The organism is Pristimantibacillus sp. PTI5, from assembly GCF_048572955.1.
Lineage (GTDB): Bacteria > Bacillota > Bacilli > Paenibacillales > Paenibacillaceae > Pristimantibacillus.
Genome location: NZ_CP183886.1, coordinates 1,076,447 through 1,090,065 on the forward strand (window position 1 = coordinate 1,076,447; position 13,619 = coordinate 1,090,065).

The 13,619-nt window shown below is 46.8% G+C and carries 13 protein-coding genes; 2 read left to right on the forward strand and 11 right to left on the reverse strand.

Annotated elements, in window-relative coordinates:
• Window positions 1–440 precede the first annotated feature (440 nt).
• Window positions 441–1,703 carry a methyl-accepting chemotaxis protein gene (locus ACN6MW_RS05100; protein WP_419876276.1) on the forward strand — a complete coding sequence of 421 codons (1,263 nt, stop codon included), beginning with the start codon at window positions 441–443 and terminating at the stop codon, window positions 1,701–1,703.
• A 68-nt stretch (window positions 1,704–1,771) separates the two neighbouring features.
• Here ACN6MW_RS05100 and ACN6MW_RS05105 read toward each other — a convergent pair whose 3' ends face one another.
• Together ACN6MW_RS05105 and ACN6MW_RS05110 are read right to left on the reverse strand one after the other, a co-directional pair.
• On the reverse strand, window positions 1,772–2,590 hold the full coding sequence (locus tag ACN6MW_RS05105; RefSeq protein WP_419874487.1) for a (2Fe-2S)-binding protein: 819 nt from the start codon (window positions 2,588–2,590) through the stop codon (window positions 1,772–1,774).
• A gap of 79 nt (window positions 2,591–2,669) precedes the next feature.
• On the reverse strand, window positions 2,670–3,569 hold the full coding sequence (locus tag ACN6MW_RS05110; protein ID WP_419874488.1) for a fumarylacetoacetate hydrolase family protein: 900 nt from the start codon (window positions 3,567–3,569) through the stop codon (window positions 2,670–2,672).
• Window positions 3,570–3,712: 143 nt separating this feature from the next.
• On the opposite strand from ACN6MW_RS05110, the gene ACN6MW_RS05115 reads away from it, so the two are divergent.
• A complete protein-coding gene (locus ACN6MW_RS05115; protein WP_419874489.1) occupies window positions 3,713–4,534 on the forward strand; it encodes a polysaccharide deacetylase family protein in 822 nt (273 codons plus the stop codon).
• A 53-nt stretch (window positions 4,535–4,587) separates the two neighbouring features.
• Here the strand turns inward: ACN6MW_RS05115 and ACN6MW_RS05120 are convergent, their stop codons facing one another.
• The 9 genes from ACN6MW_RS05120 to yicI form a co-directional block, all read right to left on the reverse strand.
• Complete coding sequence (locus ACN6MW_RS05120) at window positions 4,588–5,214, reverse strand: 3D domain-containing protein (protein WP_419874490.1); 627 nt, start codon at window positions 5,212–5,214, stop codon at window positions 4,588–4,590.
• Window positions 5,215–5,335: 121 nt separating this feature from the next.
• Window positions 5,336–6,148 (reverse strand): CAP domain-containing protein, encoded by an 813-nt coding sequence (locus ACN6MW_RS05125; RefSeq protein ID WP_419874491.1) that lies wholly within the window; start codon window positions 6,146–6,148, stop codon window positions 5,336–5,338.
• A gap of 230 nt (window positions 6,149–6,378) precedes the next feature.
• Window positions 6,379–7,065 carry a peptidoglycan recognition family protein gene (locus tag ACN6MW_RS05130; RefSeq protein ID WP_419874492.1) on the reverse strand — a complete coding sequence of 229 codons (687 nt, stop codon included), beginning with the start codon at window positions 7,063–7,065 and terminating at the stop codon, window positions 6,379–6,381.
• Window positions 7,066–7,200: 135 nt separating this feature from the next.
• Window positions 7,201–8,037, reverse strand: coding sequence for a DUF4097 family beta strand repeat-containing protein (locus tag ACN6MW_RS05135; protein WP_419874493.1), 837 nt, complete (start codon window positions 8,035–8,037; stop codon window positions 7,201–7,203).
• Entirely contained in the window at window positions 8,034–8,591 is a 558-nt protein-coding gene (locus ACN6MW_RS05140) for an HAAS signaling domain-containing protein (protein WP_419874494.1), read from the reverse strand. Before ACN6MW_RS05140 ends, ACN6MW_RS05135 begins: the two co-directional genes overlap by 4 nt.
• Complete coding sequence (locus ACN6MW_RS05145; protein ID WP_364146864.1) at window positions 8,588–8,908, reverse strand: PadR family transcriptional regulator; 321 nt, start codon at window positions 8,906–8,908, stop codon at window positions 8,588–8,590. Before ACN6MW_RS05145 ends, ACN6MW_RS05140 begins: the two co-directional genes overlap by 4 nt.
• Window positions 8,909–9,121: 213 nt before the next feature.
• On the reverse strand, window positions 9,122–10,144 hold the full coding sequence (locus tag ACN6MW_RS05150) for a Gfo/Idh/MocA family protein (RefSeq protein ID WP_419874495.1): 1,023 nt from the start codon (window positions 10,142–10,144) through the stop codon (window positions 9,122–9,124).
• A gap of 31 nt (window positions 10,145–10,175) precedes the next feature.
• Window positions 10,176–10,946: a sugar phosphate isomerase/epimerase family protein gene (locus ACN6MW_RS05155; RefSeq protein ID WP_419874496.1), complete on the reverse strand. Its 771-nt coding sequence runs from the start codon at window positions 10,944–10,946 to the stop codon at window positions 10,176–10,178.
• Window positions 10,947–11,153: 207 nt separating this feature from the next.
• A complete protein-coding gene (gene yicI / locus ACN6MW_RS05160; protein ID WP_419874497.1) occupies window positions 11,154–13,475 on the reverse strand; it encodes an alpha-xylosidase in 2,322 nt (773 codons plus the stop codon).
• Window positions 13,476–13,619 lie beyond the last annotated feature (144 nt).

Consider the following 13,619-nt stretch of genomic DNA (forward strand, 5'->3'; position numbering starts at 1 on the left):
CTATCATTTACAATATAATATTAAAATTTATTTACAATTATTCGATTATATTCGACTTTATGATTGTAATTACTACCTTTATTATACATAATTAAATAAGACTATACGTAAAAGTTTAAACTAAAATGATTCTTTTGAACTAAAAATCATTTTATCCAACTAAATGTTTTAGCGACCCCTTCTTTCTTCAAGTAATAAATCAATAATTAGGAACTAGGAACCATTCCTGAAAAATAGAAATAAATCAAAAATATAAATGTGATTACCGATAATGGTATCATTTTCTAATTTGCGTTACACCGAAAACGTATTTGGTATTTTCCGAAAAGCCGATTGCGGGCGCTAAATATTTATAAATTTTGCAAATCGACAATTATAGACCAATTTCGCAGCGGGTGCTATAATATGGATAATCTAATAAAAGGAGCGCTTACATAATGATCCAATGGTACTATTCGCTTTCCGTGCGCAATAAGCTAATGATCACTTCTTATCTGAATTTAGCCGTGTTCGCCCTCATTATGCTTTTCGTTTTATCGGTATCTGGCGGTTCGCTTCTGACAGGCATTATCGTCACAATCATTATGGCAATCGCTACGTTTCCGCTTGTTTCCTTTATTGAGAAATCAATCAACAGTTCCTTCGAAGAAATCAAAGGAACCGCGCTTCGCATTTCCAAAGGGGATTTCACCCAAAAAATCGATACCAACTCCTCTTCCGCTTTAGGCGAGCTCGGACATTCCTTTAACAGCATGATTGACAAGCTTCGCGACATCCTGACGGAAACGTCCAACATTATCCGTCACGTATCCGATACAAGTCACAGCATCTTTGATAAAAATAACAATATCCAAATCGCTATGCAGCAGGTTGCTGCTTCCGCCAACGAGCTTGCAACCGGCGCAAATGAAATTTCCGAAGATGTATCGGATATGAGCGAGTCGATCACCGAAATCGAAGAGAAGGTGTCCGACTATGCTACTTCCACGAAAGAGATGAACACCCGCTCAGAGCAGACGCTGCAGCTCGTAGACAAAGGCATGAAGGCTCTGGATGTACAAGCCGAAGGAATGCGGCGCAACGTTGAGGCCACGGAAAAGGTTTCGGCTACGATCGAGGATCTCGCTCGCAAAGCACAGGGGATCAGCGCTATTACGACGACCATTTCCGATTTAGCAGAACAAACCAATTTGCTTTCCTTGAATGCTTCGATTGAGGCAGCAAGAGCAGGCGAGCATGGCCGAGGTTTTGCGGTAGTTGCCCAAGAGGTTCGCAAGCTGGCTGAGGAATCCAGTGCTTCAACCAAACAAGTATTCCAACTTGTGAAGAGTATTGATGAGGGCATCAAGCATACCATCAGTAATATGAAGACAAACGAAGAGGTCGTTAAGCTGCAAACCGAGCATATCAAGGAATCGGAACTCGTCTTCTCGGAAATCGTGCAAAGCGTTCAATTTATTACGGACAAAATATTTGTTTTCTCTCAAGAAAGCGATGCGATGCTCGAGAGCGCCCGAAAAATATCCGGTGCGATTCAGAACATTTCCGCGATTACGCAGCAATCCGCAGCAGGCACCGAGCAAGTATCGGCTTCCATGAACGAGCAAATTGCATCCGTGCAGGCGGTTGTGGAAGAAACCGAGCGCATGCGCACGATGGCAGCCCAGCTTCTTAGAACGATCAGCGTATTCAAAATGAAATAAATTTTGCAGCGAATGAAAAAAGACCGTAATCTTCTCCTAAATCACGGGAAGATTACGGTCTTTTCTATTTATTTGGCCTCAACTTGCTGCTTCGCCCGATATTCTTGACGGCGTTCCTCGCGCTCGCTTTCTTTGATTCTTGGACAAGTATAGCAATAATATCCGCCATCCACGTGATAATATAAACAACAGGATGATTTCAAAGGAACCTGTTTTTCTGGATTATCCAGCGATTCTGTCATACGGAACTTCACGTTCAGCGGATTTTTGTTTCGCCCGAATACAGAAGCCTCCAGCGATTTCACAAGCTCAAAATGGTTGTGTACCTGCTGTTTTGCTTTCTCGTTCTCATTCATACTCATCAGCCGGTCATAGCCGTAAACGAGCGAGGTTGGAAGCTGTCCCCAAAGCATGCCTACCTGCAGGGTTCCGACCTTGGCAATGGATTCAAAAACCGGCAGTACCGTACGCTCAAAAAAGCCTCTAATCCTATCCTTTGTCCAAGCTGCGTATTCATGCTCCTGCTCAGGTGCGTCAATTAGATCTGTATGATGTAAAAAAAATTCAGATGCCGTATATTTATGCCCGTTATAGTCTGCCGTATAAATTTGAACCGTAATATTTTCTAAGGATAAATCCAGGGTTTTGTTCCAGGATGAGAGCATGTAGATCAGTCCCAGCATCGGGCCGCGAAACCATCCCGCCATATAAACTTCCCCAACCGAAGGATCATTGCCCTTAACTAAGGGCGTATAGAACTCCAACAGCTGCTTCATCTTATTCTCATCCAGAAGATCCGCAGCGGGACAGCTGAATAAGAGATCTTCTCGTTTCTTTACCGACAAACCAAAATTACTCTCCAGCAGCTCCAGCATAGCTTCATTCATCGATGCAATCGTCCTCTCATCCCCATACATATACAATAATTAGTCAATATAACGATTATAACGTAGGCGATAATGATTATCAATTACATTTAGCCATCTTGACCGTAAGCTCGCCGAGCTGCTCGATTTTTACTGTCACGACATCTCCTGAACTCAAATATACCCGTTGATCCTTAGGATAACCGATCACGACGCCTTCGGGCGTTCCGGTTAAAATAACATCGCCTGGCAAAAGGGTCATATGCCTTGATATATAGCTGATAATGGTGCTGCATGAGAAAATCATATCCGCAGTATTAGAATTTTGCTTCTGCACCCCATTTACGCTGCATGAAATCGCCAGCTTATCCGGGTTAGCTACCTCATCGGCAGTCACGAGGAAAGGTCCGATCGGAGCAAAGCCGTCGCAGCTTTTCCCAAGCATCCATTGCGAAGTGCGGCGCTGCAAATTCCGTGCGGACAAATCATTGGCGCAGCTGTAACCAAAAACATAATCCAAAGCTTCTGCTTCTTCAACATTTTTGGCCGTTCTTCCAATGATGATCGCCAGCTCCGCTTCGTAATCCACCTCATTGCTCGTTTCTGGAAGCTCGACTTCATCGCCATGCGCGCTTAGAGCATTTGCAAACTTATTAAACAGAATCGGTGACGTTGGAATTTCCGCTTTCGTTTCTTCCGCATGCTTGCGGTAATTCAAGCCCACGCAAATTATTTTTTGCGGATTGGAAACGGCCGGCGCATACACAAGCCCCGCTTCTTCCTTTAAATAGTCTGGGTTAGCTTTAGTTTGCACCTCTACGGTCGCTCTAAGCGCTTTCAATTGCGAGATTGCAGCTTCGCCGCCTAAGAGAACGGCTTCCATTGAGCCGGGCACTTCCATCCCCAATGCCAGTGAAGCGGCTTCAATATCGATAATTCCTTCTTCTATTTTCATGCCAAGCTTTACTTCATCCAAACGCTTAAACTGGAGCAGCTTCATAATTTCCATCCTCCTTCATATAGGACAAGCATCCTTTATTCATCTTAAGCCTCCCGTTTTTCCTTGTAAAGTGCATGAAAGAGGAGTGCGGGGGTAAAATAGCGGCACGGCTATAAATTCTCAATCATAGGGATGGATAAGGGATGCGAAAAAACCGGTTTCAAAAATGGCTGCCTGCTGCAGGAATTGCGTTGCTTGGCATTTTCCTGATGGGATTGACGACAGACGCTTACGCAGCTGTCAATGCACAGCAAGCCGTGCAATTCGCGCCGGATAAAGAAACAAAAAAGCGCAGGGCTGACTCCATGTCATGGGTAAAGCTTCATAAACAATTTCCAAGAACGTTTCTATTAAACGGACCGCGTCATTCGAAGCGGGTTGCGCTTACCTTCGATGATGCCCCCGATCCGAAATACACGCCGCTTATCTTGGATATATTGGCTCAGCATGATGTTTGCGCAACCTTCTTCGTCGTTGGCAACCGCGCAGCCCATTATCCGGCGATCGTGAAACGGATACATAACGAAGGACATATCATTGGCAATCACTCGTATGACCATGCGGTATTATCCACGCTTAGTTTAATGAACTATCAAAAACAAATTTGGCGTACGGACGCCATTATCACGAATTTGATCGGCTACTCCCCGCATTTCATCCGTCCCCCCTACGGTGAATTGCTGCCTCAGCAGGTGAAGTGGAGCAAGCAGTCCGGCTTTTCCATCGTCAACTGGGATGTGGATTCCGTCGATTGGAAAAACAATCCGAGCAGCGCATTGGTTCTAAGCAACATTAAAAAAACGCTGCAGCCCGGCTCGATCATCCTGCAGCATGCTGGAGGCGGTATAGGCCAAAATTTATATGGAACGGTAAACGCATTGCCGCAGCTTATTCGGCTGCTGCACAGCAAAGGATATGAACTCGTCACTTTGCCTGAACTGTTAAGCCAGCCGGCAGCGCGTTAATTAGAAAAACGGCAATCCGCTCCAAGGAGGGGATTGCCGTTTCGCATTCTTACTTATTCAAGAATAAATACCTTAACGTTCTGGAAGCCGAATGATCTCGCTTGGCTCGTTACACCGGGCACGAAAATATCGATACGTTTGCCTTTAATCGAACCGCCAGTATCCGTTGCTGTAGCAACCATTCCGCCTTGAGGAAGCCCATTGTAGTCATAGCCTGTCACATAAAGCTTGGTGCCGAGAGGAATTATTTTAGGGTCAACCGCAATCGTGCCGACCTTAAGCTTATCGCCGAAATAATCTACCGCCCCCCATTTGCCGTTTTCCGATGCGGCTGCCGTATAAGCCGTCGCTTTCACGGATAATGACTTCGAGTAAGCGTATTCTTTGCCATTTATCGCTGTTACCGTCTTAGCGGAAGCTTTCATCGCGATTGATTTCTTTGCCGCAGCCGCTCTCGCCGTTGGAATGTTCAGCTTCTTGCCAACCGATAAATTCAACGGATTAATAGTTGGATTCGCTTTCATCAAAGCGTCCAAAGGGACGTTATACTGCTTGGAAAGCTTCCAGAATGTATCATTGTCAATCGTTGTATGTGTTGTTGAAGCTGCATCTACCGTTCCTGCCGCCATCATAACGGATAATCCGATTACTGCTGCTGCTAAATTGCGTTTTTTAAACATGCGGTAAATCCTCCTGTGCGCTTCCGAAGTTTCACAACTTCGACAGCGTTATTATAAATAATGTCAAGGGCGCAAAGCGCCCTTAACATGCTGCTTCTTGTCCACTTTTAAATGAGGCAAATTAGCCGATAAACATTTGCACCCATTCGCCGTTTACGTAACCAACGCCGATTTTAGTAAAGTTTTGGCTCAAGATGTTCGCTTTGTGACCTGCACTGTTCATCCAAGCCGTCATCACGTCTTGCGGCGTCTTTTGACCGGAAGCAATGTTTTCACCTGCATAAGAATAAGTTACGCCGTAAGAACGCATCATATCAAATGGCGAGCCGTAGGTTGGCGATGTGTGGCTGAAGTAATTGTTAACATCCATATCTCTTGCTTTTTCTGTAGCGACTTTCGTAAGCAAAGCATCATTTTTCACAGCTGGCAGTCCAGCTTTTGCACGTTCTTGGTTGACTAAATCGATAACTTGGGATTGAAATGCGCTCAAGCTTCCTCCAGTCGTCGTGCCAGTACCAGGTGTTGCAGTGCCTGTGCTCGGCTTCGTTACTGTACCGCTGCCTGTACCTGTGCTCGGTTTCGTTACTGTACCGCTGCCTGTACCCGTGCTCGGTTTCGTTACTGTACCGCTGCCCGTACCTGTGCTCGGTTTCGTTACTGTACCGCTGCCTGTACCTGTGCTCGGTTTCGTTACTGTACCGTTACCTGCCGTTGGCCATTGAAATGTACCGCCGCCCAGCAGTTGGTTAAGATCTACTCCATATCTATCTGCAATTTGCTTAATTGTATCTTGACTAATCGTAGTAATCATTGGACAGTCGGAGTATGTTTTCACAGCCGGTGCTGCCCCTGCAGTTGGAGCCGTAAATCCTGCGCCGATTACCGTTGCTGCGATTATGCTGGCGACACCTACACGTATTGGTTGCATCTTCATGAATAATTCCTCCTAATAAGATAAGTTTTTTATACAAAAGCGACTTACGCTGATGCTTTATGAAGCAGCGCATTCGTTTTGTTTGCGTATCGTTCTTCCCGACGCCACTTATCTTACCATGGGGTTTTGGCCGTTTCATGACACAAAAACTGGAATTAACGCGAAAATGACCTGTAAAACAGCACCGTTACTGCTTTATGAGAATATGCTCATCATCGAAAATAAGCGTTTCAAAGCTGACCGCTGGCTTTACGCAGCTCATTGGCCAACCGATGGATCTCATCGCGCTCTGCTTTTGTGCTTGCGGCAAACCATGCAGGCGACAACCAGGTCGAGATGATTTTGTTGGCGTCGGCGGGACTCATATCGACATCACTCCAATCGCGAACAAGTTCTAAGAACGAAGCTTTATTTACCGAGCTGCCTGGGCATGTTTTGGCGGGATTCATTTCGCGGTGGAATTTAATTTGCGAATCCGGCAGCTTCCACATCGTCGCAATATGGCTAGTCAGCTTAACCGCTGTCGCCAGCTGGGCACCTTCAAGGTTTTCCGCGCCAATGTCAAAATTACCGATCATCTCGAACATGAACGGATGGATACGGTCCTTATCCGCATCGTTATAGCCTACGGCAGAAGCCGGCGCTTCCAACAGCGACCTTCCTTCCCAGATATACCCGTCCGGATCGATCGTCGCATGCTGCGCAATGTCTCCCCATTTTTGAGTAATAGCATGAAAACGCCACATCGCTTGAATAATTTTCATCTTATCCGCCGCTTTGCGATAATCGGCAATTGTAGGCTTCCATGTCCCATGGATATGCACCTGCGAAAATTTCACCTTTAAAAGAAATGGCTTCAAATACTCGACATATTCCGCATAAGTAAACCTACGGAAGTTTTTGCGTTCAACTGCCATCCAGCATCGCTTCCTTTCGGTAAAACAATTGTTATATCTTATGCTCTAAACCTATGAACAGAAACGGCATATGCATAAAAAAAAGCAGACCCTATGCAGATAGGCCTGCTCTTGCATCGTGTATACTTGTTCCTACTATCTAGCGCCCAGCTTGACGTTGCCTACCTCCGAATTAATATGAATCTTGATATCGCCGCTGCCGATCTTGCCATCCACGATGCTCTTCGAATCATTGGAATCGGAGAAGCCGCCCCATTCTACTTTGCTGCTTCCGACATCTTTTTGGATATAAATGGCCGCAGAAGCAGGCTCTTTGTCTACATTGACTGTGATATTGCCCGTATCCGACTTCAAGGTAATATCTTCGCGCAGCTCGGCTGTCTCTATGCGAACATTTCCTGTATCGGTCTCGCCATTCACAATACCTTCTCCATCCGTAAAGGAAACATTGCCCGTGTCGCTTTCAAAATCGATCTCCGCGAAGTTGTAATTCGAAACCTTCACATTGCCGGTGTCCGACGTAACATGAAGCTTGCTCCCTTCCATCTGGTCAAGAACAATATTGCCTGTATCAGTCTCAATATCGACGGAATTCCAAAGCTTCTCCGGCAGTTCGACCACCATTTTCAAATTCATGACGGAGTAACCGATCGTAAATCTGTTTTTCGTATTTCCTTCAATGTAAAGCGTATCTCCCTTTGTTTCGGCCGTGAAAATAATTTTGTCTATCGAGCTTTGGGTTACACTGCCATCCAGCTTGATTTGAATATCCTTCGATGTTCCGCGTTCGAAAGTAATGTTGAACGTATCCGTCTCCGCATGGATCGACCGGATTTCGGAAGCATCCACGGTTTTCTCGTCTGAATAAGCTTCTCCTTTAAACTTAACCAGGTCGCTTTCATTGAAAACAAAGAATGCGCATAATACACCGACTCCAAGCATAATGAGCGCAATTGCCGCCAGCTTCTTCATTTGTTATTCCCCTTTACGATTCTCGTATTGAATTTCAAATATTTTAAAGTCATATTATAGAAGGAGGTTGTAAGTGCCTTTAATCCGATGACAAGTAAAATCGTAACCGCGCTGCTGATCAAGCCAATTGTCAAAGCCTGCGGTATGGTGAACGTACCGTTCCATAAGCTTTCGATCACGATTCCGATGCCGGCAATGCCGATGGCGACTGCGGAAGCCCACAAAGCGAGGAGGACAGCCGCAAGGGCAAGATAAGGACCTAATATGAAAATAACATTGAATAAGCCTAGGCTTACCGTCGCAAACACCGCTTTCGAAAGTTTTCCGAAGCTGTTGTTTTTCTCAGCCTGACCTACCCGGTATCCAAGCAAAAGCTCATTGGCTATCATTCTCGGGTCACCCAGCTCGCGTGCGGCATCCTCCTCGCTCTGGCCGTTTTCAACGGCTTGCTGAAAGTGAATGTAATAATCATAAAGCCACTCCTTGCGCTGCGCCTCCGGGATTACTTTAAGCATACCTTCAAGCTCCAACATATATCGATCTCTTGTCGTCATGGCTTCAAACCTTCCTCTACGATTTCATTTACGGCTTGCGTAAAACTTTCCCACTCGGCAATCAGCCTTCTCATATGGCTCCAGCCTTCCTGCGTCAATTGATAATATTTGCGCGGCGGCCCTTCGTTCGATTCCTTCAAATAAGTCGAGAAGTAACCGTCCTGCGTCAATCTGCTTAACAATGGATATACGCTTCCAACGGCTACCTCGAATTTCTCGGATATTTTGACAGCCAGCTCATAGCCGTAACGGTCGCCTCTTGTTGCCAATACCAGAACGCAAATTTCGAGCACGCCCTTTTTAAACTGAATGTTCATTTCCTGTCCCCCATAAGTGAACTTTAAGATGCTTCGCTTCATAAGCATTCATATGAAGCATAACTTACTATTCACCATTGTAGAATAGCGATGCGCGTTTATTTACTCTTTTTAACAATTTACCACATACTATTCTACAATGCAAGATAGTGTTCAAAAAAGAATACCTCCGACATTCAGGCCTAAGTTCGCCTATCGGAGGTATTCGTTATCTTAGTTTATGCTGATGAACTTGCCCGTCGCTTGCGATTCGAAAGCGCACAAAATCACTTTCAAGGATGCGCGGCCGTCTTCGCCGCTGACAGCAGGAGTTGTGTTCGTTAGAATGCTTTCCAGGAACGCATTGACTACGCCGCTTGATTCTTGTTTATCATTCGTCGAGATCGCGCCGACCTTATGCTTCTCAATCGTTCCATTACGCAATTCAACGATTACTTGATCGTCAGGATGCGTGCCGATTTTCATAACGCCGTTCTCGCACCAAAGAATGGTGCTGTTATCTTCGCCTTTGTAGTAAGTCCAGCTAGCTACAAGCGTGCCGATTGCGCCGCTCTTCATGCGAAGCAAGCAAGAAGCGTTATCGTCAACTTCTGTGCCTTTTTTGTCCAGCGTGCCCACAAAGCCGGCAACCTCTGACACTTCATCATCCAGCATCCAGCGGATAAGATCGGATTTATGAACGCCTAGATCGCCCATAGCGCCCATGATCGCTTCCGGTTTACGGAAGAACCAGCTTTCAGCGCCATCAATACTCCAAGCATCCGGTCCTGGGTGACCGAAGGATGTGCGGAATGTAAGGACTTTCCCAAGTATGCCTGATTGCAATACTTGCTTCGCCTTTACATGCGGCGGCATGAAGCGTTGGTTATGGCCAACCATCAAATGAACGCCGTTTTTCTTAGCTGCTTCGATCATCGCTTCTGCTTCTTCGTCGGTAACAGCCATCGGTTTCTCAACCAATACATGAGCACCGGCATTCGCAGCCGTAATGGACATAGAAGCGTGGAGCGCATTTGGCGTACATACGCTTACGGCATCCGGCTTAATTTCAGCAAGCATTGTTTCATAATCCGCGAAAGCTTTGCCGCCGTGAAGGTCAGCGTAAAGCTCAGCGCGCTCGATAATCGGGTCTACGAATGCAACAAGCTCAACATTCTCGTGTGCAACGTACTCCGGAATATGACGGTATTTCGAAATGGATCCGCAACCTATAACTGCTACGCGTACTTTTGACATTGATTTTTTCCCCTACCCATTCTGAATTAGATTATTGGTTTAAATAATTCGTTTTCATCCATTCCATGCTTTCCGCAACGGCTTCAAGCGGCGGATTGGCGCAGGTGTCCTGTTCCACGATCAACCATTCAACCGATGCGTTCGATGCAGCATTAATGATATCAAGCAGCGGCAAATCACCGCGGCCCAGCTCGACGGTATCGATCTGCTGACCTTTTTCGCCCGCGCGGAAATCCTTCAGATGCAGAAGCGGCAGGCGGCCTGCATATTTCGCGATATATGCCAAAGGATCAACGCCTGAATATTGCACCCAGCCAATATCCATTTCAACTTTCAGGTACTGCGCGTCAATACGCTCATACATTGCGTCAAATACGATTTGGCCGTCGATTTCCACTTCAAATTCGAAATCATGATTGTGGTAAGCGAACGAAATGCCCGCATCGCGGAAACGCTTCCCATATTGTTCGAATTTCACGAGATGGCTGCGCCAAGCTTCGGTATCGCGAGCATCTGCCGGAAGCCATGGGCAAATCGCATATTTTGCGCCAATTGTTTGAAGATAAGCGATCTCCTCGTCAAGGCGCTCTTCAAGAAGATGTAAACCGATGTGGCTGCCGATGGCTTTCAGGTTTAACTCTTGAAGCAAATCACGCATTGCTTCGGCAGGGATATCTCCGTAGCCTGCAAATTCCACGCCCTCATAGCCCATAGCCGCAATCTGGCGAAGAGTGCCTTCGAAATCCTGTGCCGTAGCATCCCGTACTGTGTACAATTGCAAACCAACATTCATTCGTGTCATGTGAGCCGCGCTCCCTTATATCTCTTATTTTGATGTATTTGATTTTGTTTTACGACTCTCATTATATCGACAGTTACATACGAAAAACAGTTATTTTATTAACATTTTCTTATGCGATTTTGGTCAATGCCTGAATTTCTGGCGAATAAAGAGGAGCAGCTCTTGTCTGTCCGCAGGCGGACCGTGAAAGAGCTGCTCGTTTATGGTTTAGATGTTGATTGTGAATGCCAGCTGCTTCGAACCCGAAGCAAATTGTGCAACGCTGCCCTTTACTTCCGCTTGCGCGCCGTCTATCGAAACGATATTTCCTAGGCCTTTAAGCGCAAACGAGAATGGTTTGCCACTGCCTTCGATTTGAACCGTAATGGCTCCGCCTTGGCGGCTAGCCGTTACCGTCAGCTCCGCAGCGCCTTTTACATCGCGAACCGTTGTTGCAGCTGTTTTGCCGTCCTCCAGATTATGAAGCTCAAGCGATACGCCGTCCGCATAATCATAATCCGGCCGAACATCATTTGCGCCAAGCGCAATGATTGAGTTCGGACGAACGAATAGCGGCAGGCTGAAGAAATCATAATTCTCCTTGCGCCATGAGCCTCCTTCAACGATTTCGCCGGACAACATATGCGTCCACTTGCCCGCTGGCAAATAATAAGTAACATTGCCTTGCTCGTTAAAGATCGGAGCTACGAGCAGGGAGTCGCCGAGCATATATTGGCGGTCCAGAATTTCGCTTGTCGGATCCTCAGGGAATTCCAGCACCATTGCGCGCATCGAAGGCAAGCCCAGCTCCGTTGCTTGCACAGCCGTATTAAACAAGTAAGGCATAATGCGGCATTTCAGCTTCGTGAAGAAGCGTGTTACGTCAACAGCCTCTGTATCGTAAGCCCAAGGCACCCGGTACGATTTGCTGCCGTGAAGGCGGCTGTGGCTGGAGAGCAGGCCGAATTGAAGCCAGCGCTTGAATACATGCTCCGGCGCCGTGTTTTCAAACCCGCCAATGTCATGGCTCCAGAAGCCAAAGCCTGAAATACCGAGAGATAGGCCGCCGCGCAGGCTCTCTGCCATCGACTCATAGTCCGCATAGCAGTCGCCGCCCCAGTGAACCGGGAATTTTTGACCGCCGGCAGTAGCAGAACGGGCGAACAATGCCGCTTCGTTTTTGCCGAGCTTCTCTTCGAGCACTTCAAATACAACCTTGTTATACAGCTGCGTGTAGTAGTTATGCATTTTCATTGGATCTGATCCGTCGAAATAAGCGACATCCGTCGGAATGCGTTCGCCGAAATCTGTCTTAAAGCTGTCCACGCCCATATCTACTAGCTCGCGCAGGTAGCCGGCGTACCATTCGCATGCGGCAGGATTCGTGAAATCAACAAGCGCCATGCCCGGCTGCCATAGATCCCACTGCCATACATCGCCGTTCGGTTTTTTCACTAAATAGCCGTTCTGTTTGCCTTCTTCGAACAAGCGCGAGCGCTGAGCGATATAAGGATTGATCCAAACGCAAATTTTCAGCCCTTTTTCCTTCAAGCGGGACAGCATGCCGACCGGGTCCGGGAATACCCGCTCATCCCATTTGAAATCCGTCCAATGGAATTCACGCATCCAGAAGCAGTCGAAGTGGAAAACATGCAGCGGCAAATCGCGCTCTGCCATGCCGTCAACGAAAGAATTAACCGTTGCTTCGTCATAGTTGGTTGTGAAGGAGGTCGTCAGCCACAAGCCGAATGTCCATGCGGGAGGAAGTGAAGGCTTACCCGTCAAGTCCGTATATTTGCCGAGTACTTCCTTCATGCTCGGACCGTCGATAATAAAATATTCGAGCGATTCGCCCGCTACGCTAAACTGCACCTTTTTCACTTTTTCCGATGCGATCTCAAACGATACCAGCTCGGGGTGGTTGACGAATACGCCATAACCTTTGTTCGTAATATAAAAAGGCACGTTTTTGTAGGCCTGTTCGGAGCTTGTACCGCCGTCTTTGTTCCATAGATCAACGACTTGACCGTTACGCACGAATGGCGTGAAGCGCTCTCCAAGCCCGTATACCCACTCCCCGACGCCAACATCAAGCTCTTCGCGCATGAAAGTATTGCCGTTATCTTCTTTAATATAAGCCATCGATTTTTGTGTGCTGCCCGTAATGCGTTCACCGCCACGGTAGAAATCAACCGCCCATACCGGACCTTTGCGGATATGCACGCTCAGATTGCCGCTGGTCAGAACGGCTTCATCGTCATTTTCTTCAATCACGACATGGTCACCGGTCTGCGAGGAAAGCTCGAATGCCGGCCCCCGCTCATTTACGCCTGCATGATGCACAAGCTTTACGCCGATAATGCCCGGCAGCGGAGAATGAAAATGGACCGTCAACAGCATCGTATCCAGCATGTTAGACCGCGTTACGATCGGCTGCGGCGATGCATAAGCCGTCAGCTTGCCGTCCTTTTGCTCGAAATCATGTACTTGCACTGCTCCTAATACTTTGTATTCATCACGAATCAGCCAGTTGCCGTCTGTAAATTTCATGGACTGAACCAACCTTCCTGTTTGTTTTATTTGCATTCCTACATAATTGCATTATACTGATAATTAATCAGACAAATCTAACAGAATAATGCTCAACTATAGCACTATTTTGACGATGTGCCTCTTTCCATTCCAACTAACTCG

What these genes read in the sequence shown, in the direction of transcription:
- ACN6MW_RS05105 (WP_419874487.1), bottom strand. Translation starts at nt 2,590, where the DNA reads ATGAATGAAGCTATGCTGGAGCTGCTGGAGAGTAATTTTGGTTTGTCG.
- ACN6MW_RS05110 (WP_419874488.1), bottom strand. Translation starts at nt 3,569, where the DNA reads ATGAAGCTGCTCCAGTTTAAGCGTTTGGATGAAGTAAAGCTTGGCATG.
- ACN6MW_RS05115 (WP_419874489.1), top strand. Translation starts at nt 3,713, where the DNA reads ATGCGAAAAAACCGGTTTCAAAAATGGCTGCCTGCTGCAGGAATTGCG.
- ACN6MW_RS05120 (WP_419874490.1), bottom strand. Translation starts at nt 5,214, where the DNA reads ATGTTTAAAAAACGCAATTTAGCAGCAGCAGTAATCGGATTATCCGTT.
- ACN6MW_RS05125 (WP_419874491.1), bottom strand. Translation starts at nt 6,148, where the DNA reads ATGAAGATGCAACCAATACGTGTAGGTGTCGCCAGCATAATCGCAGCA.
- ACN6MW_RS05130 (WP_419874492.1), bottom strand. Translation starts at nt 7,065, where the DNA reads ATGGCAGTTGAACGCAAAAACTTCCGTAGGTTTACTTATGCGGAATAT.
- ACN6MW_RS05135 (WP_419874493.1), bottom strand. Translation starts at nt 8,037, where the DNA reads ATGAAGAAGCTGGCGGCAATTGCGCTCATTATGCTTGGAGTCGGTGTA.
- ACN6MW_RS05140 (WP_419874494.1), bottom strand. Translation starts at nt 8,591, where the DNA reads ATGACGACAAGAGATCGATATATGTTGGAGCTTGAAGGTATGCTTAAA.
- ACN6MW_RS05145 (WP_364146864.1), bottom strand. Translation starts at nt 8,908, where the DNA reads ATGAACATTCAGTTTAAAAAGGGCGTGCTCGAAATTTGCGTTCTGGTA.
- ACN6MW_RS05150 (WP_419874495.1), bottom strand. Translation starts at nt 10,144, where the DNA reads ATGTCAAAAGTACGCGTAGCAGTTATAGGTTGCGGATCCATTTCGAAA.
- ACN6MW_RS05155 (WP_419874496.1), bottom strand. Translation starts at nt 10,946, where the DNA reads ATGACACGAATGAATGTTGGTTTGCAATTGTACACAGTACGGGATGCT.
- yicI (WP_419874497.1), bottom strand. Translation starts at nt 13,475, where the DNA reads ATGAAATTTACAGACGGCAACTGGCTGATTCGTGATGAATACAAAGTA.